This is a genomic window from Streptomyces mesophilus (assembly GCF_040300965.1).
GTDB lineage: Bacteria > Actinomycetota > Actinomycetes > Streptomycetales > Streptomycetaceae > Streptomyces > Streptomyces mesophilus_A.
Genome location: NZ_JBEPEW010000075.1, coordinates 18,762 through 40,201, shown reverse-complemented (window position 1 = coordinate 40,201; position 21,440 = coordinate 18,762). Strand labels below are relative to the sequence as shown.

22 protein-coding genes and 1 pseudogene are annotated in these 21,440 nt (G+C 71.7%); 16 read left to right on the top strand and 7 right to left on the bottom strand.

The annotated features are described in order from the left end of the window. Window positions 1–1,562 (top strand): annotated as a pseudogene (locus tag ABT367_RS24480) (hypothetical protein); the annotation flags it as partial. A 7-nt stretch (window positions 1,563–1,569) separates the two neighbouring features. Here the strand turns inward: ABT367_RS24480 and ABT367_RS24475 are convergent. From ABT367_RS24475 to ABT367_RS24450, 6 genes are all read right to left on the bottom strand, one after another. Then, window positions 1,570–1,962, bottom strand: a complete 393-nt coding sequence (locus tag ABT367_RS24475; protein WP_165336107.1) for a VOC family protein — start codon at window positions 1,960–1,962, stop codon at window positions 1,570–1,572. Window positions 1,963–2,032: 70 nt separating this feature from the next. Continuing rightward, complete coding sequence (locus ABT367_RS24470) at window positions 2,033–2,791, bottom strand: succinate dehydrogenase iron-sulfur subunit (protein ID WP_352255231.1); 759 nt, start codon at window positions 2,789–2,791, stop codon at window positions 2,033–2,035. Further along, the gene (gene sdhA, locus ABT367_RS24465) at window positions 2,791–4,545 is read right to left on the bottom strand and encodes a succinate dehydrogenase flavoprotein subunit (RefSeq protein ID WP_165336105.1); all 1,755 of its coding nucleotides are present in this window, start codon (window positions 4,543–4,545) and stop codon (window positions 2,791–2,793) included. Before sdhA ends, ABT367_RS24470 begins: the two co-directional genes overlap by 1 nt. Before the next feature lie 16 nt (window positions 4,546–4,561). Then, on the bottom strand, window positions 4,562–5,050 hold the full coding sequence (locus tag ABT367_RS24460; RefSeq protein WP_352255230.1) for a succinate dehydrogenase hydrophobic membrane anchor subunit: 489 nt from the start codon (window positions 5,048–5,050) through the stop codon (window positions 4,562–4,564). Window positions 5,051–5,055: 5 nt separating this feature from the next. Beyond that, window positions 5,056–5,436, bottom strand: a complete 381-nt coding sequence (gene sdhC / locus ABT367_RS24455) for a succinate dehydrogenase, cytochrome b556 subunit (protein ID WP_165336103.1) — start codon at window positions 5,434–5,436, stop codon at window positions 5,056–5,058. Between the two features lie 182 nt (window positions 5,437–5,618). After that, on the bottom strand, window positions 5,619–6,200 hold the full coding sequence (locus ABT367_RS24450) for a 2-oxo-4-hydroxy-4-carboxy-5-ureidoimidazoline decarboxylase (protein ID WP_352255229.1): 582 nt from the start codon (window positions 6,198–6,200) through the stop codon (window positions 5,619–5,621). Window positions 6,201–6,435: 235 nt separating this feature from the next. Between ABT367_RS24450 and ABT367_RS24445 the strand changes: the two genes are divergently transcribed. Then, window positions 6,436–8,022, top strand: a complete 1,587-nt coding sequence (locus tag ABT367_RS24445; RefSeq protein ID WP_352255228.1) for a beta-N-acetylhexosaminidase — start codon at window positions 6,436–6,438, stop codon at window positions 8,020–8,022. 134 nt (window positions 8,023–8,156) lie between these two features. Continuing rightward, window positions 8,157–8,882 (top strand): DUF4328 domain-containing protein, encoded by a 726-nt coding sequence (locus ABT367_RS24440; protein WP_352255227.1) that lies wholly within the window; start codon window positions 8,157–8,159, stop codon window positions 8,880–8,882. A gap of 50 nt (window positions 8,883–8,932) precedes the next feature. On the opposite strand, the gene ABT367_RS24435 is transcribed toward ABT367_RS24440, so the two are convergent. Then, complete coding sequence (locus ABT367_RS24435) at window positions 8,933–10,270, bottom strand: BTAD domain-containing putative transcriptional regulator (RefSeq protein ID WP_352255226.1); 1,338 nt, start codon at window positions 10,268–10,270, stop codon at window positions 8,933–8,935. A 108-nt stretch (window positions 10,271–10,378) separates the two neighbouring features. On the opposite strand from ABT367_RS24435, the gene ABT367_RS24430 reads away from it, so the two are divergent. From ABT367_RS24430 to ABT367_RS24370, 13 genes are all read left to right on the top strand, one after another. After that, a complete protein-coding gene (locus tag ABT367_RS24430; protein ID WP_352255225.1) occupies window positions 10,379–10,849 on the top strand; it encodes a hypothetical protein in 471 nt (156 codons plus the stop codon). A gap of 183 nt (window positions 10,850–11,032) precedes the next feature. Beyond that, a complete protein-coding gene (locus ABT367_RS24425; protein WP_352255224.1) occupies window positions 11,033–11,932 on the top strand; it encodes a hypothetical protein in 900 nt (299 codons plus the stop codon). A gap of 189 nt (window positions 11,933–12,121) precedes the next feature. Continuing rightward, on the top strand, window positions 12,122–12,616 hold the full coding sequence (locus ABT367_RS24420; RefSeq protein ID WP_352255223.1) for a hypothetical protein: 495 nt from the start codon (window positions 12,122–12,124) through the stop codon (window positions 12,614–12,616). Window positions 12,617–12,690: 74 nt separating this feature from the next. Continuing rightward, window positions 12,691–13,227 (top strand): hypothetical protein, encoded by a 537-nt coding sequence (locus ABT367_RS24415; protein WP_352255222.1) that lies wholly within the window; start codon window positions 12,691–12,693, stop codon window positions 13,225–13,227. Continuing rightward, the gene (locus tag ABT367_RS24410) at window positions 13,224–13,874 is read left to right on the top strand and encodes a hypothetical protein (protein ID WP_352255221.1); all 651 of its coding nucleotides are present in this window, start codon (window positions 13,224–13,226) and stop codon (window positions 13,872–13,874) included. The genes ABT367_RS24415 and ABT367_RS24410 overlap by 4 nt, the downstream gene beginning before the upstream one ends. A 100-nt stretch (window positions 13,875–13,974) precedes the next feature. Then, the gene (locus ABT367_RS24405) at window positions 13,975–14,346 is read left to right on the top strand and encodes a hypothetical protein (RefSeq protein ID WP_352255220.1); all 372 of its coding nucleotides are present in this window, start codon (window positions 13,975–13,977) and stop codon (window positions 14,344–14,346) included. Window positions 14,347–14,627: 281 nt separating this feature from the next. Further along, window positions 14,628–15,014 carry a hypothetical protein gene (locus tag ABT367_RS24400; protein ID WP_352255232.1) on the top strand — a complete coding sequence of 129 codons (387 nt, stop codon included), beginning with the start codon at window positions 14,628–14,630 and terminating at the stop codon, window positions 15,012–15,014. A gap of 83 nt (window positions 15,015–15,097) precedes the next feature. Continuing rightward, window positions 15,098–15,829: a L,D-transpeptidase family protein gene (locus tag ABT367_RS24395; RefSeq protein ID WP_352255219.1), complete on the top strand. Its 732-nt coding sequence runs from the start codon at window positions 15,098–15,100 to the stop codon at window positions 15,827–15,829. A 123-nt stretch (window positions 15,830–15,952) separates the two neighbouring features. Beyond that, window positions 15,953–16,561 carry an RNA polymerase sigma factor gene (locus tag ABT367_RS24390; RefSeq protein ID WP_352255218.1) on the top strand — a complete coding sequence of 203 codons (609 nt, stop codon included), beginning with the start codon at window positions 15,953–15,955 and terminating at the stop codon, window positions 16,559–16,561. Window positions 16,562–17,100: 539 nt separating this feature from the next. Then, a complete protein-coding gene (locus ABT367_RS24385) occupies window positions 17,101–17,874 on the top strand; it encodes a hypothetical protein (protein WP_352255217.1) in 774 nt (257 codons plus the stop codon). Between the two features lie 332 nt (window positions 17,875–18,206). Then, the gene (locus ABT367_RS24380) at window positions 18,207–19,004 is read left to right on the top strand and encodes a hypothetical protein (RefSeq protein WP_352255216.1); all 798 of its coding nucleotides are present in this window, start codon (window positions 18,207–18,209) and stop codon (window positions 19,002–19,004) included. A 352-nt stretch (window positions 19,005–19,356) separates the two neighbouring features. Then, on the top strand, window positions 19,357–20,076 hold the full coding sequence (locus tag ABT367_RS24375) for an RNA polymerase sigma factor (protein ID WP_352255215.1): 720 nt from the start codon (window positions 19,357–19,359) through the stop codon (window positions 20,074–20,076). Beyond that, window positions 20,076–21,221, top strand: a complete 1,146-nt coding sequence (locus ABT367_RS24370; protein WP_352255214.1) for a hypothetical protein — start codon at window positions 20,076–20,078, stop codon at window positions 21,219–21,221. The genes ABT367_RS24375 and ABT367_RS24370 overlap by 1 nt, the downstream gene beginning before the upstream one ends. The last annotated feature ends 219 nt before the right edge of the window (window positions 21,222–21,440 follow it).

The window sequence follows — 21,440 nt, the reverse complement described above, 5'->3', positions numbered from 1 at the left end:
GGTCGGGCCGCGACCCGGCGCCGCTCGCGGCCGCCCTGTGCTGTGCGGCGGCGGCCCTGCTGTGCGTACCGCTGATCCGGCGCACCCGCCCATGGCTCGCCCTGCGGGACCGCGCGTTGCGCCGCCGGGTCCGCCTGCTCGGCGCGCTGCTGCTCGTAGGTGCTTGCCTGGGTGGGCTGTTCGGCTCGGGCGCGCTGCTGTACGCGTACGAGTTGCGTACCGAGTACGGGCCGGAGCCGCCGCATACGGAGTCAGTGACAGTGCCGGACGACAAGCGGGACGTCGGTGCCGCCGAGGACCGCGCCGATTTGCCGGAGACGCTGCGGGCCACCTGGTTCCGCGAGTTCGGCGGCCCGGTGGGCCTGAGCCTCTGCGGCAACGGGGAACAGGGCGAGGCGGGGCGTATCCGGGGCACCCTGGTCGCGCTGGAGTCGGCGCGGCCGGGTACGGCGGTCGTCGGCCTCGACGCCGCGACCGGCGCGGTGCGTTGGCGCTTCATCGTGCGCGACCCCGAAGGCGTGGGGCAGGTGGCCGTGAGCGAGGGCTGCGCGGTCATGGTGATCCACGGGCGGTGGCTCACCGCCATCGACTCCTATGACGGTTCGGTCCGCGGCCGTTCCGCGCTGCCGGAGCTCGGTCTGCCCTGGGGGCGGCAGCCGGACCGCTGGCGGTTCCTCACGGCCTCCGGGTACGGAGATGGATCGCCGCCCCTCGTCACCGTTCCCGAGGCCGAACTGGCCTATCTGGGCAGCCGTCAGGGCGATGTGCTCGCGGTGGACCGTACGGACGCCTCGATCACCGGGCAGGCGGCGGGCCGGGATTCGCACTGCCGTTATCTGGTGGATCACAGCAGCCCGCATGGCGAGGGCACGCTGCTGATGGCCAACTGCGCCACCGAAGGGCAGCTCAGCCTGCTGGACCTGCACGGGGCGTCGCCCTCGGACCCGACGGAACCGCCGCAGCTGTTCGGCAGCCGCCCCGAGTTGACGGTTCCGCCGCCACCCGGCTGCGAGTACCTGGACCGGGCGACGGCCGTGGACTTCTCGGACCGCCGCATCGTCACCGTGGCGGACGCCTGCGGCGAGGGCCGTACGTGGGTGGGCGAGATCCGTCTCGTATACGGCAGGGACCTTCCCGTGCGATGGACCTCGGTCCCCACGGTGTCCAGCGGGCGCCAGGGTGCCGTGCCCGGTCTGGACGGCGTGCTCCTCGTGCCGGCACCCGACGGGATCTGGCTGATCGAGGACGGCGATATGAAGGAGCGGGCTCTGTACCGTCTGGGAAAGGACGAATCGGCCGCGGCGATCGTCGAGGTGGAGTCGCGGTTCGGCACGGTCGACGACGCGTACTTCCTCGTCCTGACCAACCTGGGCCGTGTGCACCTCCTGCGTCAGGAGCGCGCGGAGGGGCAGACCGGGACCCGGCTGGTCGTGCAAGGCGACTTCCCGGCGGCCAGGACGGTCTGCCCGGGCGCGGGGACGCTGCGGCACGATCCGGCCTCGGGCATGGTCTTCGCCGTGTGCACGGCCCTGACCGTCAGCGTCCAGGCCCTGCGCCCCTGAGGGCGGCTCAGACCCGCCCGAGCCCCGGCCGCTTCGAGTAGTCCGTGAACCCCACGACGTTCCCCCAGGGATCGGCCAGTTCGACCGTCCAGCCCGTCGAGACCGAGAACGGCGGATCGGGGACGAGGCCCGCCGAGGTCAGCTCCACGGCGGCCTTGCGGGCGTCCGGGACCTCCAGCCAGACCCGCGCCGTCCAGTCGCCGGCCGGGCGGTGCGCGAGGCCGTCCTCCTGGCGGAGCAGCAGCCCGGGCGTCTCCTCGCCGACCTTGAGCCCGGCGATCCCGGCCTCGTCGAGGCGGAAGGCGAGCGGGAAACCGGCCCGTTCGTAGAAGTCCACGGCCTCGGCGATGTCGCCGACGGGGAAGAGGACGTTGTCGAAGCCGAGCAAGTCGAGTGACATACCGTCAGATTAAGCACATGGGCCCCGTTTCCAGCGGAAACGGGGCCCACGACTGCGTACGGCGAAGGAACTAGAAGCGACGCGTGATCAGCGCGCGCTTCACTTCCTGGATCGCCTTGGTGACCTCGATGCCACGCGGGCAGGCGTCCGTGCAGTTGAACGTGGTGCGGCAACGCCACACGCCGTCACGGTCGTTGAGGATCTCCAGGCGCTGCTCACCGGCCTCGTCGCGCGAGTCGAAGATGAAGCGGTGCGCGTTGACGATCGCGGCCGGGCCGAAGTACTGCCCGTCGTTCCAGAACACGGGGCAGGACGACGTGCACGCGGCGCACAGGATGCACTTGGTGGTGTCGTCGAAGCGCTCGCGGTCCTCGGGGGACTGCAGGCGCTCGCGGGTCGGCTCGTTGCCCTCGGTGATGAGGAACGGCATGACATCGCGGTACGCCTGGAAGAACGGCTCCATGTCGACCACGAGGTCCTTGAGCACGGTGAGGCCCTTGATGGGCTCGACCGTGATCGGCTTCTCGGGGTTGATGTCCTTGATCAGCGTCTTGCAGGCGAGCCTGTTCTTGCCGTTGATCCGCATCGCGTCCGAGCCGCAGATGCCGTGCGCGCACGAGCGGCGGAAGGTCAGCGAGCCGTCGAGGTCCCACTTGATCTTGTGGAGACCGTCGAGCACACGCTCCTTCGGGTCGATGTCGACCCGGAAGTCCTCCCAGATCGCCTCGTCCGAGATCTCCGGGTTGAAGCGGCGGATGCGGAAGGTGACCGTGATGTACGGCGAGGCGGCGGAGTCGGCCTCGACCTTGTCCAGTACGGGAGTTGCCATCAGTACTTACGCTCCATCGGCTGGTAGCGGGTCGTGACGACCGGCTTGTAGTCGAGGCGGACGGAATCGGAGCCGTCGTCGCCGACCTCGCGGTACGCCATGGTGTGGCGCATGAAGTTGACGTCGTCGCGGTTGGGGTAGTCCTCGCGGTAGTGACCGCCGCGGGACTCCTTGCGCGCGAGCGCGGAGACCGCCATGACCTCGGCCAGGTCGAGCAGGTTGCCCAGCTCGATGGCCTCCAGGAGGTCGGTGTTGAACCGCTTGCCCTTGTCCTGGATCGACACGTTCTTGTAGCGGGCGCGCAGTTCGGCGATCTTCTCGACGGCCGACTTGATGGTCTGCTCCGTACGGAACACCATCACGTTGGCGTCCATCGTCTCCTGCAGCTCCTTGCGGATGTCCGCCACGCGCTCGTTGCCCGTGGAGTTCCGCAGCCGCTCGACCTGCTCGACGACCAGCTCGGCCGGGTTCTCCGGCAGCTCGACGTAGTCGGCCTTGGCGGAGTACTCGGCGGCGGCGATGCCGGAGCGCTTGCCGAAGACGTTGATGTCGAGCAGCGAGTTGGTGCCCAGGCGGTTGGCGCCGTGCACCGACACGCACGCGACCTCACCGGCGGCGTACAGACCCGGTACGACCGTGGAGTTGTCCGCGAGGACCTCACCCTGGACGTTGGTCGGGATGCCGCCCATCGCGTAGTGCGCGGTGGGCTGGATCGGGATCGGGTCCGTGTAGGGCTCGATACCGAGGTACGTACGCGCGAACTCGGTGATGTCCGGGAGCTTCGCGTCCAGCTGCTCCGGCGGCAGGTGCGTGAGGTCGAGGTAGACGTGGTCGCCCTCGGGGCCGCAGCCGCGGCCCTCACGGATCTCGGTGTAGATGGAGCGCGAGACGACGTCACGGGACGCGAGGTCCTTCATGACCGGCGCGTACTTCTCCATGAAGCGCTCGCCGTCCTTGTTGCGGAGGATGCCGCCCTCACCGCGGGCGCCCTCCGTGAGAAGGATGCCCATGCGCCAGATGCCGGTCGGGTGGAACTGGAAGAACTCCATGTCCTCCAGCGGGATCCCGCGCCGGTAGCAGGCCGCCTGGCCGTCGCCGGTCAGGGTGTGCGCGTTGGAGGTCACCTTGAAGAACTTGCCGGTGCCGCCGGACGCGTAGATCACGGCCTTCGCCTGGAAGACGTGGATCTCGCCGGTGGCCAGCTCGTACGCGACGACGCCGGCGCTCTTCTTGACGCCGTCCTCCTCGACGATGAGCTGGTCGAGGACGTAGAACTCGTTGAAGAACTCCACGCCCTCCTTGATGCAGTTCTGGTACAGCGTCTGGAGGATCATGTGGCCGGTGCGGTCGCCCGAGTAGCACGCGCGGCGGACCGGGGCCTCGCCGTGGTTGCGGGAGTGACCGCCGAAACGCCGCTGGTCGATCTCGCCCTTGGGCGTACGGCCGAACGGCAGGCCCATCTTCTCGAGGTCGAGGACCGCGTCGATGGCCTCCTTCGCCAGGATCTCGGCGGCGTCCTGGTCGACCAGGTAGTCGCCGCCCTTGATCGTGTCGAAGGTGTGCCACTCCCAGTTGTCCTCCTCCACGTTGGCGAGCGCGGCGGCCATGCCGCCCTGCGCCGCACCGGTGTGGGAGCGGGTCGGGTAGAGCTTCGTGAGCACCGCGGTACGGGAGCGCTTGGTCGACTCGATGGCCGCGCGCATGCCCGCGCCGCCGGCGCCGACGATGACGGTGTCGTACTTGTGGATCTTCATGGTCGTTACCCCGGGCCTAGCGGATGTTCGGGTCGAAGGTGAAGATCACCAGCGTGCCCAGAAGGACGGTGAACACCGTGGCGGTGTAGAGCAGCATCTTCAGCCAGAAGCGCGTGTTGTCCCGCTCGGCGTAGTCGTTGATGATCGTGCGCAGGCCGTTGGCGCCGTGCAGCATCGCCAGCCAGAGCATGATCAGGTCCCACGCCTGCCAGAACGGGGAGGCCCAGCGGCCGGCCACGAAGGCGAAGCCGATCTTGGACACACCGCCGTCGAGCACCAGCTGGATCAGCAGGTGGCCGAGGACCAGGACGACCAGGACGATGCCGGACAGGCGCATGAACAGCCAGCCGTACATCTCGAAGTTGCCGCGGGTGGCCTTCGGCGTCTTCTTGGTGCGCTTGCGCGGGGCCTCGATGACGGGCGCGGGGTGGTCCACGTCATAGAGCGTCACGCCTTCGACATCGCCGATGGCGCTCGCGTCGGTGGCTTCCTTGTTGAGAGACATCGGCGTCAGCTCCCGAAGACTTCGCGTACGGCGTGGCCGAGCACCGGGTAAAGGGCACCCACCATCAGCACGATCCAGATGCCCATCACGGTCCAGAGCATCTGCTTCTGGTAGCGCGGGCCCTTCGACCAGAAGTCGACGGCGACGATGCGCAGGCCGTTGAGCGCGTGGAACAGGATGGCCGCGACCAGTCCGTATTCCAGGAGCGCCACGATCGGCGTCTTGTAGGTGGCCACGACATCGTCATACGCCTCGGGGGAGACGCGGACGAGAGCGGTGTCGAGGACGTGTACGAACAGGAAGAAGAAGATGAGGACGCCGGTGACTCGATGAGCCACCCAGGACCACATTCCTTCCCGGCCGCGGTACAGCGTTCCAGCCGGCACGGAAGAACCCTCCGGGAGCGGGGATAGGGGTCGGCCGGCTTCTCTGTCGGTCGGACCCGGCCGGGTACGGTCCACCGGCCGCTCGTCATCGTATCGACCAGATGTCGGTATGCCCGCAGGGGGTCAATAGGTGTGATCAAACAGGCACGTACGGGCTATCAGGCGGGTCGGATTCAGGAGAATTACGCATACGTCAGTACGTACAGCGCATCCGTGATCCGCTCGCGCGCGAGCCGGCGCAGCTGCTCGGCGGCGACGATCCGCTCCTCGTCCGGGTCGTGCGCCAGGCGCGTGCGCAGACTCGCGAGGACCTGGTCGAGATGCTCGTCGTCGTGGAACGCGTCGAGGCTGAGCAGGAAGGCGTGACCGAATTTCGCCTCGTACGCGGCGTGCGCGGCGCGCAGGGCGGTGAGCGCGGACTGCGGCGTGTCGCCGGGCGCGGGGTACTCGTCCTGCTCGGCGGCGAGCGCCTCGTGCAGCTCCGCGGGCGTGAGGTCGTAACTCGCCTCGTCGGCCGCGGCGAGCAGCGCGTCCAGGTCCGGGTACGGCCGGTGCTCGACCAGGCGCTGCGCCCAGCGGTCGCTCGCGCAGCAGTCGAGAAGGAGCGCGCGGGCGTCGTCGGCCGGTGCGGTGTTGAAGTGGTCGAGCCCCGCGTGCATGGTGCCGGTGGCGCCCGTCTGCGCTTGTTTCGGTATGGCCGGGGCAGGCGGTGCGATGGGGTACGGACTGGGCGAAGGCAGCGTGCGCTCCTCGGAAGCGGCCATGCGGCCAGTGGGCATCGGCAGGGGGGCTGCGGGGATGCCGTAACGCTATCGAGGGCTGATGGGAGTTGTACGACGGATGCGCGAATTTCACCCGGACGGGAGAGTTTGGGAACGAGAGGTGGACGGTCGGGGCGTATTCGGAGCGATCCGTTCCTCGCGCGTGGGAGGTTTCTGACGTGATGCCGACCCTTTCGCGATCTTTGTCCCCCCTGTGCGCTCCCCGGGAGGTACGACGGTGAGCCGGCGCCCCCTGCTGGCCGCCGCCTCGCTCGTGGCCGGGGCCGCCGCCGTACTGACCGTGACCCTGTGGCCGGACGGCACCCCCACCGGCGGCACCCCTTCGGTGAGCGACCGCACCGACGACCGCTCGCCGGCCTCGTCCGCCCCGGCCTACCCGCTGTCGAAGGCGCCGCTGACCATCCCCGCCGTCCGCGAGCACGAGGCGGCGCGCGGGCCCGGCTGGCACCCCGACCGGGGCGCGCAGGTGATCGTCCCCGAGGAGTCCGCAGGTGAGCTGGCCGACGAGGGCCGGCTGATCGCGGACGAACTCGGACTCGAGTACGCCGAGGGCGCCGAGCCCGGCAAGGGCGATGTGGAACTCGCGCTGGTCGCGGGCGATGCGAACCCCGAGGCGTACACGATGAGCGTCAGCGACGAGCGGGTCCGTATCTCCGCGACGGGCCAGCCGGGGGTCTTCTACGGCACGCGCACCCTCAAGCAGGTCGTGCGGCATGACGGCACCGCGCCGGAGGGTGTCATCCGGGACGCGCCCGCGAAGCCGCAGCGCGGGTTCATGCTCGACATCGCGCGCAAGCACTTCACGGCCGGCTGGATCGAGGACCGGGTCCGTGAGCTCGCGGACCTCAAGTACAACCAGCTGGGTCTGCATTTCTCCGACGACCAGGCGTTCCGTATCGAGTCCTCCTCGCACCCCGAGGTGGTCTCCGTGCAGCATCTGAAGAAGTCCGAGGTGAAGCGGATCATCGCGCTCGCGCGCAGTCTGCATATCGAGGTCATCCCGGAGATCGACTCGCCGGGGCACCTGGGCGCGGTGATGGCGGCGCACCCCTCCTTGCAGCTGCGGGACGCGCGGGGTGTGCCGTCGCGCGGTGCGATCGACATCTCGAAGCCGGGGTCCGCGAAGATCGTCGACGAGCTCCTGCGCGAGTACGCGGGGCTCTTCCCCGGCACGTACTGGCATCTGGGCGCGGACGAGTACCGCGCGCTGATGGTCGCGAACCCCGAGGCCTCGTATCCGCAGCTGGCCGCCGCGGCCCGCGCGAAGTTCGGGCCGAACGCGAAGGTGCAGGATCTGACCACGGGCTGGCTGAACGACCGGGCGAAGGTGATCCGGGGCGAGGGCAAGAAGCCGAAGGTCTGGAACGACGGGCTGTTCCGCGGCGGAGTGGTGCAGGCCGACAAGGACCTCGAGGTCGAGTACTGGACCGGCAAGGAGCTGCGCGCCCGCGAGCCGGTCGAGTATCTGAAGGCCGGGCGCAAGCTCGTGAACCTCAACGACGAGTACCTCTATTACGTGCTCGGCGAGCCCAACACGTTCAAGTACCCGACCGGTGAGCGGATCTACAAGGAGTGGAACCCGCTCGTGGTGCGCGGCTCCAAGCCGGTCCCGGCCGCGTACGGCGACCAGATCCTGGGCGCGCGCTTCGCGGTCTGGTGCGACTTCGCGAGCGCCCAGACCCAGGACCAGGTGGCGGCGGGCATCCGGATGCCGCTGCGGGCGACGGCCCAGCGGGTGTGGGACGCGCGGCAACCTGCGCTGCCGTGGGGGAAGTTCGTGGGACTGGCCCAGAAGGTGGGCTGAGCTGGGCGTTTTGCTGGATCTTCGGCCAGTGGACAGGCGGCTTACGGAGCCGTAGATTCCGCTTGCCGTGCCGCCCCGGGGAGAGGGCGGCACGGCACGCGTATCTGTCTTCTGTGACCCGTGGGGGTTTTCGTATGTCCGGCATGCCCGCCTATCCGCAGCCGTCCGCGCAGGTACCTGTGCATCCAGGGGCTTTCCTCAAGTCGCCGGTCGGCCTGTCCAAGGCGCTCGTGATTCTCTTCGGCGCCGTGATCGCCGCCGACCTCTTCGCGGTGGCGGCGGGCATCGGCCAGCTCGGTGTCGTGGGCCGGCTCATCGACAACCCGGAGGCCGTCTCCACGGCGGACGCCGACCGCGCCGACGCTCTGGCCGCCGCCGCGGCCGTCCTCCAGACGCTCTTCCGGATCGCGACCATCGTGGTCTTCCTGTGCTGGTTCTGGCGCGTCCGTGTCAACGCGGAGGTGTTCGCGCCCGATGGGCACGGCAAGGCGCGTGGCTGGACGATCGGCGGCTGGTTCTGCCCCGTCGTGAACTGGTGGTTCCCGCGCCGGATCGCACTGGACATCTGGCACGCCAGCACGAGCGGCCCGGCCCGCGCGACCGGTCTGGTGAACGGATGGTGGGGCCTGTTCACCGCCTACTGGGTCGTGGGCTGGCTCGCCTCCCGCCAGTTCGCCGTCGCCGAGACCCCGGAGAAGATCCAGCTGGCCCTCGGGTCGATGCTCTTCGCCGACGTCCTCAGTGCCCTGGCCGCGATCGCCGCGGTCCTCTTCGTACGGCGCTTGACGGCGATGCAGACCGAGAAGGCACTGCAGGGTCCGCCCGCGCCGCCGTTCGTGCCGAACCTGCCCGCCCTGTAACCCGAACCCGCCTACCCCGTAATCCGAACCCGCCTACCCCGTAACCCGTCTCACGGCGCCGGCCGCTGTGCCCCGCAAGTCCCCAGGCTGCACCAGCGGCGGCGGCCGGACTCGTCGAGGAAGAGCCAGCCGCAGTCCTTGCCCGGGCAGACGCGCAGGGTGTGGACGCGCGGGGACGCGAGAAGGCCGGCCGCGCTGTGGGCCGCGGCGAGCAGGGGCAGGCGCAGGCCCGTGGCCGGGCTGACGGTCCAGCGGCCGAGGCCGTCGGGGCCACGGCTGAACTCGGCGTTGGCGGCGGCCTCTTCGGCCGCCGCGGCGACCGTCTTGAAGGCATGGGCGTCCTCGCGGTCCGTGCAGCACGCGTACAGCGCGGCGCGCAGGGCGCGGGCCTCGGCGAGGACCGCGTCGGCGGGCCCCGGGTTCCGGTCAGCCTCCGCCAGGAGGCGGTCGACGGTCCGGTCGTCGGCGAGACCGAGATGGCCGGCCCAGACGGCGAGCGACGCGTAGCGGGCGAGCCAGTCGGCGCCGGGGAGCGAGGGGCTGCCCCAGCCCGCGTACGTATTGCAGAACTCCAGCGCGGGATGGCCGCTGGTGTTCCAGGGCAGCCAGACATCGCGGACGCGGACGGCGTAGACCGGGCCCGGCGGCCGGTCGAGGCGCGGGTCGCCGGCCAGGATGCGGCGGTGCAACTCCCTCAGGTCCGCGCCGGGTTCGAGACCCAGCTCGTCGACCAGGGCGGTGCGCGTGTCCCGGTAGAGGTCGAGCGCCTCGGCGGGGCGGCCGCTGCGGTGCAGGGCGGTCATCTGGGCGACGACCAGGCGCTCGCGCGGCGGTCGGCCGCGTATCTCGGGGAGCAGATCGGCCACCACACGGTGGTGCCTGCCCATGGCGAGCAGGTCCTCGGCCCGCCGTTCGAGGGCGGTCAGGCGCTGCTCGGCGAGCACACCGCCCAGGCGGGCCCGCAGCGGCTCGTCGGCCAGACCCTCGAGGAGCGGGCCGCGCCACAGGGCGAGGGCCTCGTCGTACAGCTCGACGCGGTGCGCCGGGTCGCCCGCCTGCGCGGCTCTGCGGACGAGGGCGGTGAATTCCGCGGTGTCGACGCGGTGTTCACCGCGCTCCACGCGATAGCCGTCGTCGTGCGTGGTCAGCCGCAGCGCGTACGGGCCGAGGGCCGCACGCAGCCGCCCGATGTACGTGTGCACCGTGCCGCGCGCCGCACCGGGCGGCCGCCCCTGCCACAGCAGCTCGACCAGCCGGTCGACCGGCACGGTGCGGTCCGCGTCGAGCAGCAGGAACGCGAGGAGCAGCCGCTCCTGGCGGCGTACGCCCGGCAGGGCGGGGCGGCCCTCGTGCCGCGCCTCGAAGGTGCCGAGCAGCTGGAACTCCATGGGTGCGCAGCCTAGGGCCACAAGACAGGCCCTGAGCGGTGGTCAGCGAATGGTCAGGGGCGGGCGCGAGGCTGAAGTCCCGTTCCCGGAGAGCCACTCGGAGGCCTCATGTATCTCGCCGCAGCCACCCTGCTCGCCCTCACCGCCGGTGGCGGCTGGGTCCCCGCGCCCTCCGCGCCCTGGGACACGCCTGCCGGTGCCCGCTGCGACTTCGCCGTGCACGGCGAACCCGTCGTGGACGAGGTGGTCGAGCGGGTCCTCGCCACCCACCCGGACGGCTCCGCCAGGACCGTGGCGTACAAAGGCGATCTGGTCGTACGGGTCAGCAACACCGGCACCGGCACCTCGTACGACGCGGACGCGAGCGGCAGCGCGCTGATCACGTACGGCACGGACGGCTCCCAGCACTGGAAGGTCGCGGGCCCCGTCCTCGTCGGCTTCGCCGAGAACGGCGGCACCCTGCCGCGCGGCCTGTACATCGTCGACGGCCTCTACACCCTGGACATCAGCGCGAGCGGCTACAAGACGCTGAAAATGCAGGCGGGTTCGGTCGACGCGCTGTGCGAGCGGATCGACTGAGGGCCGGCGCAAGTGACTGAGGGCCGGCGTATCGGAAAACGGCCACCGCCCGTCGGCCACGGCGCCGGCCGTCCCGGGCGCCCGGCGTCACGCGCTGACCGGAATGTCCGCGCGTTCGTACCCGCAGCCCGTGGGCCTGTATAAACCGGCCCGCTCTTGATCACGGCTGAGAGGGGACGGGGCATGGCGCGCGTACGTCGGGGATGGGTGGCGGTGGCCGCCGTGGTGGTGGTCGGCGGTGGTGGGGTGAGCGGGTGCGCGGAGGAGGGGGCGACCGCCGGGTCCGCGGTCGAGGCGTCCGGGGCGCCTGGCAGCTCCGTGGCCCCCAAGGTGCCGAAGACCGCCGGGGAGTTCCTTGCGCGGGCCCGCGAGGCCATGGCCGCCGAGCCGGGCTGGACCTTCACCGTGAACGGCACGGAGTCGCTCGCCCTGTCCGGCTCCGATGAGCCGAACAGGGCCTCCTACACGGCCGAAGGGCGCTGGACCGGCGCACCGCAGGTGCTGCGGGCGGACGGGACCATCACCAGCGGTGAGGGCGGCGAGGGCGGCGAGCTGCGGGTGCAGAGCTATGTCGTGGACGGGACGGGGCACTTCCGCGAGGGCGTGAAGGCCTGGGAGAAGGGGCCGGTGACCGAGCCGGAGAACGCCGCCAAGGTCGAGGACCCGATGGCGCAGGTCGCGTCCTTCGAGGAGTACGTCAGCAGCCCCGCGGACCCGGAAGCGGACGAGGTCCGCGTCGTGACGCGCGGCGACGAGGTCCGCCTGCAGGTCGAGTTCGGGCAGCAGTCCCTGGCCGGCCGGGCGAAGAGCCCCGCCCTCGACAAGGCCGGCCTCGAATTCGACCCCACCCTCGCCCAGTTGAAGGAGCAGGGGGTGGCCGCCGCACCGGATGACATCGTCCTGCGCGACCTCGACGAACAGCTCGTCCTCGACGCGAGGACGTACCAAGTGAAGTCCCACTGGATCGCCTTCAGCTTCGTCCTGCCGTACCAGGGACGGCAGATCACCTATACGCAGGAGGTCCGCCAGGAGATCGGCGGCACCTTCGCAGGCGCGATCGAACTGCCCGCCGGGGTGCGGTGAAGGCAAGGGCGTGAGGGCGGCGGAGGTGTGGGTGACCGACCGTGAAGAAGGGGATGTTCAAGGCATAACGCGGACGGCTGAACGTGATCGTCCGCTCCGGATGTGCCTTCCATCTGTGCCTTTCGGTGGCGAACTGCCTCGCAGATGTGTTGGATTCACGTCAAAGGCGTCGTGGGCGGGGAGTAAGGCATGGGGTTCTGGGGGTACTACGTCGTCGGCCGTGCGGAGCGGCCTCTTGCGGAGTGCGCTGCGTTCGAGGACGTACGGGAGGGGCTCTCGCTGCACGAGCAACGGCCGGACGGCTGGCAGGTGTGGGAGGCGTCGGTCCCCGAGATCGGGTCGATGGCGGCGCTCGCCCGGGAGACCGGGGCGCCCGCGCTGTTCGGGTTCGTGATGGACAGCTCCTGTGTGGCGGTCGAGGCCGCCGCACCGCAGAGCGGGGCGTGGAACGCGTGTCTCGCGCGCGACGCGATGGCCGGGTTCCTGGCCGCGGACGGGAAGGAGCCCGACGATCTCTTCCTGCCCGCGCAGGACGCGGCGGAGCGGGCGGCCGCCTGGGCGGCGGAGGCGGGGCACACGGTGCGGGCGGCCGATCTCACGGCCGTACTGAACGCACCCGCCGATCCCTCCGCGGAGCTGTTGTTCTTCCGGTTCCTCGAGCGGCTGGGGATTCCGGAGTCCTGAGCGTGGGAGCGTGACGTTTCCGCCGGGCGGGGCGCAGTAAGAGGAAGTGCACCGTCCGCAAGGTGGAGGCGTCCATGAGTCCGGTGGAACTGATCGCGCAGGCCGACGAACGGAGTCTGTCCGTGTCGGGGCTCGCCTGCCTCGACTGCTGTCTGCCGCTGCTCGGCGCCGCCGACGACGCGCTGCGTCCGCTGTGGGCCGCCGTCGAGTCGGGCGCGGGCTGGGGTGCCGAACTCGCGCTCGTACGCGCCGGATCGACCGGGGCCGCGGCCGGTGACGACGAGGCCACGCGTCTGGTCGTACGCATGCTGGAGACCGCGCCCGAAGAGCCGGCGGGAGCCCCGCTGCGGGCCTGGGCCGACGCCTGCTCGACGGCCGCACTGCGGGTGCACCGGCTGTACGACATCGGCGGCCCGGGCCGGCAGGCGCACGCGGACGGACCGGAGGGCGGGTCCGGACCCCTGGTCACCGGTGAACTGCGCCGCCAGGTACGCGTCCTGGAGCTGCTCGCGGGTCCGGGCGGAGGGCTGCGGCAGGCGCACGCGCTGGCCGTCGAAGGGCGGCGGATCCTGCGGGCGGTGGTGTCGCGGCGCGCCAGGGCGCGGGTGTGAGACCGCGCTCGTGGGCGCTGATCGCCGTGCTTGTCGCGGTGCTGCTCTCGCCGGCCTACGTCAGCCGGGAGCGGGAGGCACGCGGGGCGTCCACGGCACAGGTGCCCGCGGGGCCGGTGCCCCGGGTGTGCCGGGAGTACCCCGAGCTGCCGGACAGCATGCGCGATCCGGCGGCCGAGCCGCCCGAGGAACCCTGGCTGTCGGTCGGCGGCCACGGCTGGACCTCCGACGGTCCGGACGGCGGGGACAAGGGCCACTTCACGGCCAACGGCACGCTGCACGCGGGTTCGCACCCACTCGTCGTCGACGAGCCCTTCGCTCCGTCCGGCGCCGACCTGACGGTCTGCGCGCCGCACGGCGCCGGGGTGCTCTTCGCGCGCGGTGAACTGACCCCACGGGTCGAGCACGGGCCCCGGGCGAAGGGCGGCGTGCGGCGGATCGCCGCCGGCGGGATGCTGCATTTCACCGTGCGGATGAGCCTTGTGTCCCGTGCGGCGGACAAGCTGGACTCGGTCCCACCGCTCAGCAACGACGTGCGGGACTACCCGGTCGTGGTGCTCGAGGTGCGGGCACCGGGCTTGAAAGAGCCTCTGCGGGCGGCCAGTTGTGATGCGGTCTGCCACGACTCGGGCCTCGAACAGGTCTGAGCAGCATCGGGCCGCGACCTGGCCTGGCGGTGCGATCGCTCGGACAGGCCGGGCCGTACGGTCGAGTGACGATCAATGCCCTCCGCGCGCTCTGCTTCATATGACGACCGCACACCACGCGACAAAGCCCGCCCGCTGGGCCGCCGACTCCGTCTCCATGCTGCGCGAGGGCGCCCGGCTCTACCTGGACTACTCGCCCAGCAGCCTGTGGCGCCTGGACCGGGTGATCGGCGAACTGCGCCGTGAGAACCCGCCGTTCGACGCGGTCGAGCCCACCCTGCGGGGCTTCGGCGCGTACGCCGGTGAGGTCCTGGTGCGCCATGCGGACGGCGTCTGGGAGGAGAGCGACGGCGGCTACCGGCTGCGTACCGGCGAGGACGGCCTCTGGGACCCGCTGGGCGAGGCGCGGCGCTGCTTCGAGGGGACGGGGTCGCTCCGGCTGCTGTGCCGGGATGCGCTGCGGGAGGCGTGACGGCCGACGGCCTCGCCGCACGGGGACGAGAACGGGCCGGGCGCGATCCCCCGGGTCCGGCGGGGTTCGGCGCCGCAGACGGTTGAGATGGGGGAACGGTTGTACGGATGGCGAAAAGGCAGTGCGTGAGAAGGCGCACGTCCGCAAGCCGTGACGAGAACACATGCCCCCGCGCTGGGTCGGACGAGGAGCCGAGGAGCTCCTCGGCGGCCGGTGAAGGGGTGGGGATGAACCAGGGGTGCGGTGGGCGCGGGGAGAAACGGGTCGCGGCCGAGGTGCGGATGCGGGTGCACGCGCGGGAGTTCGTCGCGCAGGTGACGCGGCGCAACCGGCTGCCGCTCGACTACACCGTGGCCAGCCTGCGGGTCGTGGACTTCATGGTGGACGGGCTGCGCAAGGCGGGCGCCGAAGCCCCGCGCCCCGATCGGGTGTTGTACGGGCTCGGGGTGTATGTCGGCGAAGTGCTCGTGCGTCAGGCGGGTGCCGCGTGGGTCGAGTTCGACGAGACGCAGCGGGAGTACTTCGGGCAGGCCGTGGGCGTACGGATGCCGGACGGGCGCGTATGGAATCCGCTCGGCAGGGTCGTGAACCGGTTCGACGTCGGGGGAGAGGAATCCCTGCAGACCTTCTATCTGACGCTGCACGGCCGGGCGCGTAAGGCCGCTTGAGAGGCGCGTCAGGGGTTGAGTGAGGGCGGGCGAATTGTCTCGCCGGTACGACATGAACGGGCAAGGCGGAAAGGTGCGGGCGCATGGGTGAGCGCGGACGGATGAGGCGGCCGGACCGGTCGGGGTCGCGCAGGGGACGCCTGGTCCTCGCCGGGGTCGTGCTCGGCGTGGTGGCGCTCACCACGGGAGCGCACTCGCCCGCCCGGCAACTTCCCGCCGCCCCCGACTTCCCCGTCCCCGTCGAGACCGGCGATGCCACCCAGCTCATCACCGTCGAGGCCGGCGGCTCGTACGCCACCGTCACCGCCTGGGCCAAGGGTGCGGCGGGCTGGAAGTCCGTACTGTCGACGCGTGCGGGTCGGGTCGGGTCCAAGGGGGTCGTGCCCGGATCGACGCGGCGGCAGGGCACGTACACGACGCCCGGCGGTACGTACACGCTCACCGAGGGCTTCGGGCTCGAGCCCGGTGGGACCTCCATGCCGTACACCCGCGTGAACTCCACGCACTGGTGGGTGCAGGACCCCGAATCGAAGTTCTACAACCAGATGCGCACCGAGGCCGGCGCCGACTTCCCGCTCACCACGAGCGGCGAGCGCGGCAGTGAGCATCTGGTCGATTACCCGACCCAGTACGCCAAGGCGCTGGTGATCGATTTCAACCGGTGGCCGGCGACGCCCGGTCGGGGCGCGGGCATCTTTCTGCATGTGAACGGCAAGGGTGCGACGGCCGGTTGTGTCTCGGTACCGCGCGCGACCATGGACGCGATCATGCGCTGGATCAAGCCAGGGGCTCACCCGCGGATCGCCATCGGGTGACCGGTCGGTGACCGTGGTGGCCGGATCCGGTCGGGGACCTGTGACGTTTCTGTGCCCGGTGGCGCTGTACGCCGGGGAACGCGGGCGCGGTGCACAGTGCCGCCGGGGCGGGTTGGGAACGTAGTGGGGCAGCAACAGGCGCGAGCCGACGACGATCAGCTGGGCGCGGCGGTCGTACGGGCGCAGGGCGGGGACGACCAGGCGTTCGCGACCGCGTACCGCATGGTGCAGCCAGGGCTGCTCGGGTATCTGCGCGGGCTCGTCGGGGACGAGGCCGAGGACGTGGCCGCCGATGCCTGGCTGGAGATAGCGCGCGACCTCGGGCGGTTCAAGGGGGACGGGGCGGGCTTCCGCGGCTGGACGGCCGTCATCGCCCGGCACCGCGCGCTCGATCTGCTGCGGCGCCGCAAGGCGCGGCCGCAGCAGAGCACGTACGAGAGCGATCTGCTCGAACTGCCCGGCGCGCACGACACCCCGGCCGAGGCTCTGGAGACCCTGTCGACCGCGCGGGCCCTCGAGCTGATCGCGGAACTGCCCCGTGACCAGGCCGAGGTGGTGCTGCTCCGGGTGGTGGTCGGGCTCGACGGGCCGAGCGTGGCGCGGGTGCTCGGCAAGCGGCAGGGAGCGGTGCGGATGGCCGCGTACCGCGGGCTGAAGAGACTGGCCGGCAGGATCGCGGCCGAGCCGGGTGTGACGGATGACGGGCCGCGCACGCTGGGTGAGGCGAGATGAACGTCAACTGGCCTCGCGGTGACGAGGACGACAGCGGCCGGCGTACGGCGGGTGGGGTCGGCGCATCGGCCCTGCCGGAGCCTGGTGCGTGCTCGGGGGCTGGTGAGCCCTCGGGGGCAGGTGCGCCTCCGGCGGCTGCGGAGGCGGTGCCTGCTGCGGAAGGGCTTCCGGCACCTGAGGCGCTTCCGGCACCTGAGGCTTCTCCGGCGTCGGGTGCGTCTCCGGCACCGGGTGCGTCCCCTGTGGCGGGTGTGCGCTCGGGGGCGGATGGGTTGCCGGCGTCGGGTGTACGCCCGGCGTTGGATGCGTCCCCGGCGTCGAGTGCGCGCTCGGCGTCGGATGGGTCGCTGGCATCGGATGTACGCCCGGCTTCTGGTGCACGCCCGGCGTCGGATGGGTCGCCGGCTTCGGGTGCGTGCTCGGGGTCGGATGGGTCGCCTGCATCGGAGGCACGCCCGGCGTCGGACCCGCCCCTGGCGTCGGACCCGCCCCTGGCGTCGGACCCGCCCCTGGCGTCGGGTGCGTCCCCGGAATCCGACGTGTCCGCCGCACCGGAAGTGCTCCCCGCCTTGGACGAGTTGATCACCGCTGCCCGCTCGGCCGGGGTCGACCCGGACGCTCAGGCTGCCGCTCTCGCCGCCTTCCGTGCGGCGCGGGATTCCGGTGCGCACCGCCGAGGGGCGCGTACGCGGCGGCGCGACGACTGGCGGCCGCGTACGCATGCGCGCCGTATCGCCTGGCGTGCGGTGCTCGGGACGTTGATCGCCGGGCTGACGGTGGGCGGGGTCGCCGTCGCGGTGTCGGGCGGGCCCGAATCCGGGCCGGACGGTGACCCGTCGGCGCCCGCGGCGACTCCGGCCGTTCCCCGGCCCGCGCCCGAGCCCGAACTCGAGCGGGCGGGCACCCCTGACGACCTGACGGAGCCCGGGAGTGAGCGGCCCGTGCGGCCCTCCCGGCCGGGCGAAGTACGGCGCGAGGAGGCGCTGTGCCGGAGCCTGGACAAGGTGGGAGGCAAGGCGCTCGACTCCGCCGCACAGCAGCGCCTCGCCGAGGCGGCGGGCCCGCGGGAGGACGTACGGGCTTACTGCGCCCGCCTGTTGGCGGAGGCCGGACAGGGCGGGGCCGCCGGACAGGGGACGCCCACGAAGGAGCCCGCCGGGCCGGGGGCATCCACGAAGCAGCCCGCCGGACAGGGAGCGTTCACCAAGCAGCCCAACGGGCACGGCGCGTTCATGGAGCAGCCCAAAGGACCAGGCGCACCCCTGAAGGACCTCGACGTGCAAGGCGCGGCCACAGAGGACCTCGACGGATGAAGCGCGCCTTCGGAGGAGCCCGCCGCGCAAGCCGCGTCCGCAAAACAGCCGCCGCGAGAGGTGTGTCCACGAAGGAGCCCCCGCGCGAGGTGTGTCCACGAAGGAGCCCCCGCGCGAGGTGTGTCCACGAAGGAGCCCCCGCGCGAGGTGTGTCCACGAAGGAGCCCCCGCGCAAGCCGCGTCGGCAAAGGAGCTCGCCGTGCGAGGCGCGGCCGTAAAGGACCGCAACGGGGCGGCGGGTGCCCCGAGGTCGAGCCCGGCGTGGGCACACTCCTCGCTGATCGCTGACGGAAACGTGGGCCCGAAGGGGCCGGACTTGGGGGAACCGGACGATGAAGCCGGCGCGGAAAGCGGCCGGGCTGTGCCTGGCCGCGGGACTGCTGGTGTCGTGTGCGCAGGGGCCCGGCCACGACGGTGACGAGGGCGACAAGGCCGCCAAGGCCTGGTCGCGCGGCGGCCGGACGGCGGCGCCGGAACGGTCCGACGCACGTGGGGAGAAGCTGGCCGCCGAATCCTTCCGGCTGTTCAAGTCGGCCGAGTCCGTACGGATGACCCGTACGAGCGGTGTGCGTAAGGCCTCCTTGCTCATGGACCGCGCGGGCAACTGCACCGGCACCTACGACGGGGGGCCCATGAAGCGGGCCGAGGTCATCGTCGTCACGGGGCAGGGCGGCGAGGGGGCCGTCTACGTCCGCTACACGGCCGAAGCACTCGCCGAGATCCTCGAGGAGGCCGCGCGGCGCGGGCCCGCCACCGAGGCGAAGGTGAAGCCCCGGGTGGAGCTGATCCGCGGCAAGTACCTCAAGATGCCCGATCCGGAGGGCAAGTTCGCCCGGCAGTGCGACCTCCAGGTCGGGGCGCGGACGCTGCCCTTCGAGACGGAGGGAGTCGAGGCGGGAGCCCCGACCGTGCGGCACGGGGTGCGCGTCATTCCGCTGACGGGCATGGGGGAGAGCGACGACACGTTGTACGTCGCCGCCGAGGGGGCGCCGTATATGCGCTTCGTGGCGATGGAGTCCGGCGGCGAGATGCGCTTCTCGGATTACGGCGAGCCGGTACGCGCCAAGGTGCCGCCCGCCCCTCTCGTGGTCGAGGCCGACGACATGGCCGGCGGACTGCTCACCGCGTGAGCCCGAGGCCGCCCGAAGCGCTGAACCCGAGGCCGCCCGAAGCGCTGAGCCCGAGGCGCTGAGCCCGAGGTCCTGAAGCTGACGCGGCTCCAGCCCTGGCAGCCCGCGGTTCCTGGCGTACAAGCAACAGCCGGAGGCCGCCACCCCCCACAGGAGAGGCCTCCGGCTGCCGCGTTGTGCGGGCGGTCCTTGGGGGGAGCCGCCCGCACTCAGTACTGCGTCGCGCATGCGGTTTGTGTCACACCGCACTCCGTGACGCACTAGTTGCACGTTGTACAAACATGGACGCGACACCTGTTGACGCCGTAGCGTGCTGGATCGCACTGGGCTGCGACACGGGCAGGATGAGGCATTGCTGGGGGATGACGCGGAGCTGACCGCCGCGGTACTCGCGGCGCAGGGTGGGGACGAGACCGCGTTCCGCGCCGTGTACCGCGCCGTACAACCGCGGCTGCTCGGGTATGTCCGCACCCTCGTGGGCGAGCTCGATGCCGAGGACATCGCCTCGGAGGCCTGGCTGCAGATCGCCCGCGATCTGGACCGTTTCGAGGGCGACGCGGACCGGTTCCGCGGCTGGACGGCGCGGATAGCCCGCAATCGCGCGCTGGATCATCTACGGATGCGGGGGCGCCGGCCGCTGATCGGCGGCGACGAGACCGAACTCACCGGAAAGCCGGGCGAATCGGACACGGCCGGCGAGGCCATGGAGGCGCTCGCGACCGGCAACACCCTCGCGCTGATCGCGCAGCTCCCGCAGGACCAGGCCGAGGCAGTGGTGCTCCGCGTGGTCGTCGGACTCGACGCCAAGAGCGCGGCAAAGACCCTCGGCAAACGCCCCGGTGCCGTACGCACGGCCGCGCACCGCGGTCTGAAGCGGCTCGCCGAACTGCTCGGCGCCGACGCGCAGTCCGGCGAAGCCGGGCTCGACGCAGTGCCCGGCCAGCGGACCGGACCTCCCCACCCGGCCCCGCGCGGGCACGACAGGGTGACGCACGAACGTCCCGACGATGCGGAGCACGGCCGGCCCGGCGGTGTGACGCATTCGCGGATGCGGACGCAGAAGGACATGTGATGGCGGACGAGCACTACCGGTGGTTGACGAAGGATGCCGCGGAGCGGTTGCTGCGCGGCGAGCCTTTCGGTGCCAACGGGCAAGGCCGCCATGACGGCGACGAGGCGACGCGGGCCGAGCGGCTCGCGAAGGCCCTCGACTCCGTGCGTCCGCAGATGGGTCCCCTGCCGGGGGAACTTCCGGGCGAATCCGCCGCGTTGGCGGCATTCCGGGCGGCGGGACACGGCGCGGGGGTCACGCCCGCAGCATCCTCCGCCTCCGCCTCCGCCGCTTCCGTCTCCTCCGGCGATACGCCCGTACGCATAGGAAGAGGCGCCCCTTCGGGTCGCGGCGCCCACGCCGCCCCCGGCCGAACCCTCTGGGGCCGCCCGCTGCGCTTCGGGGTGGCCGCCGCGCTCGCGGCCTGCACGATCGGCGGTGTGGCCGTCGCCGCGGGTACGGGGGTGCTTCCGACTCCTTTCGGCGACAGCGATCCGGCGCCCGCCGCCTCCGTCTCCGCCGCGGCCAGTCCCACGCCGAGCTCGCCGGATCCCGACGTCACGACGCCGGGTGTCGTCGGGGAACCCTCCGCGACACCGGGCGGCAGCGAGGACCCGACCCGGCCCGAGGCGCCCCGGACCTCGCAGGGCTCCGACGGTGACGGCATGGGCAGCCGGGACCCGAACACGGGTGAGCGGCACGAGTGGTCCAAGGGCGACGCGTGGTACGCCCGGGTCGTCGAGGCCTGCCGCGATCACGAGGCGGGCCGGCCGCTCGACGGCGACCGGCGCCGGTACCTGGAATCGGCGGCCAAGGAGGCCCAGGGGGGCAGGGGCGCCGAGGAGATCGGACGGTTCTGCAGGGACCTGCTCAAGGCGCAGGACGGCCGCCAGGACCAGGGCGGCGACGGCGACTACAACAGCAGCGGCTCCGTCGACGGCGGGGGCGACGGCGGCGGTGACGGCTCCTCCGGAGGTGACGGCTCCTCCGGAGGCGACGGCGGCGGCTCCTCCGGCGGGGACGGTACGGACGGTGAGGGTGGTGAGGGAGAGATAGGCGGCGCACCCGGCGCATCGAGCGCTCCCGCCGCCCCGGCTCCCCAACCGGCCCCGGACCCGACCGTGAGCGCCGACCCTTCGCCGAGCGTCAGCGGCACGGCGGCCTGAGCCGACTCGGAGTCCGGCTCGACCCTCCTCGGGCTCGAACCTCCTCCGCCTTGGCCCCACTCAGGCTTGGCAGCCTCTCAGCCTTGGCCCCACCCCGCGTTGGCCCACTCCGGCTCGAACCCTCCCCGGCTCGCCCCTCCCTGGCCCAACCCCCCTCTGACCTGCCCTTTCAAGCGCGCGCAGAAGAATTTTCAGCAGGGTGTGACACTTTTCGAAGCC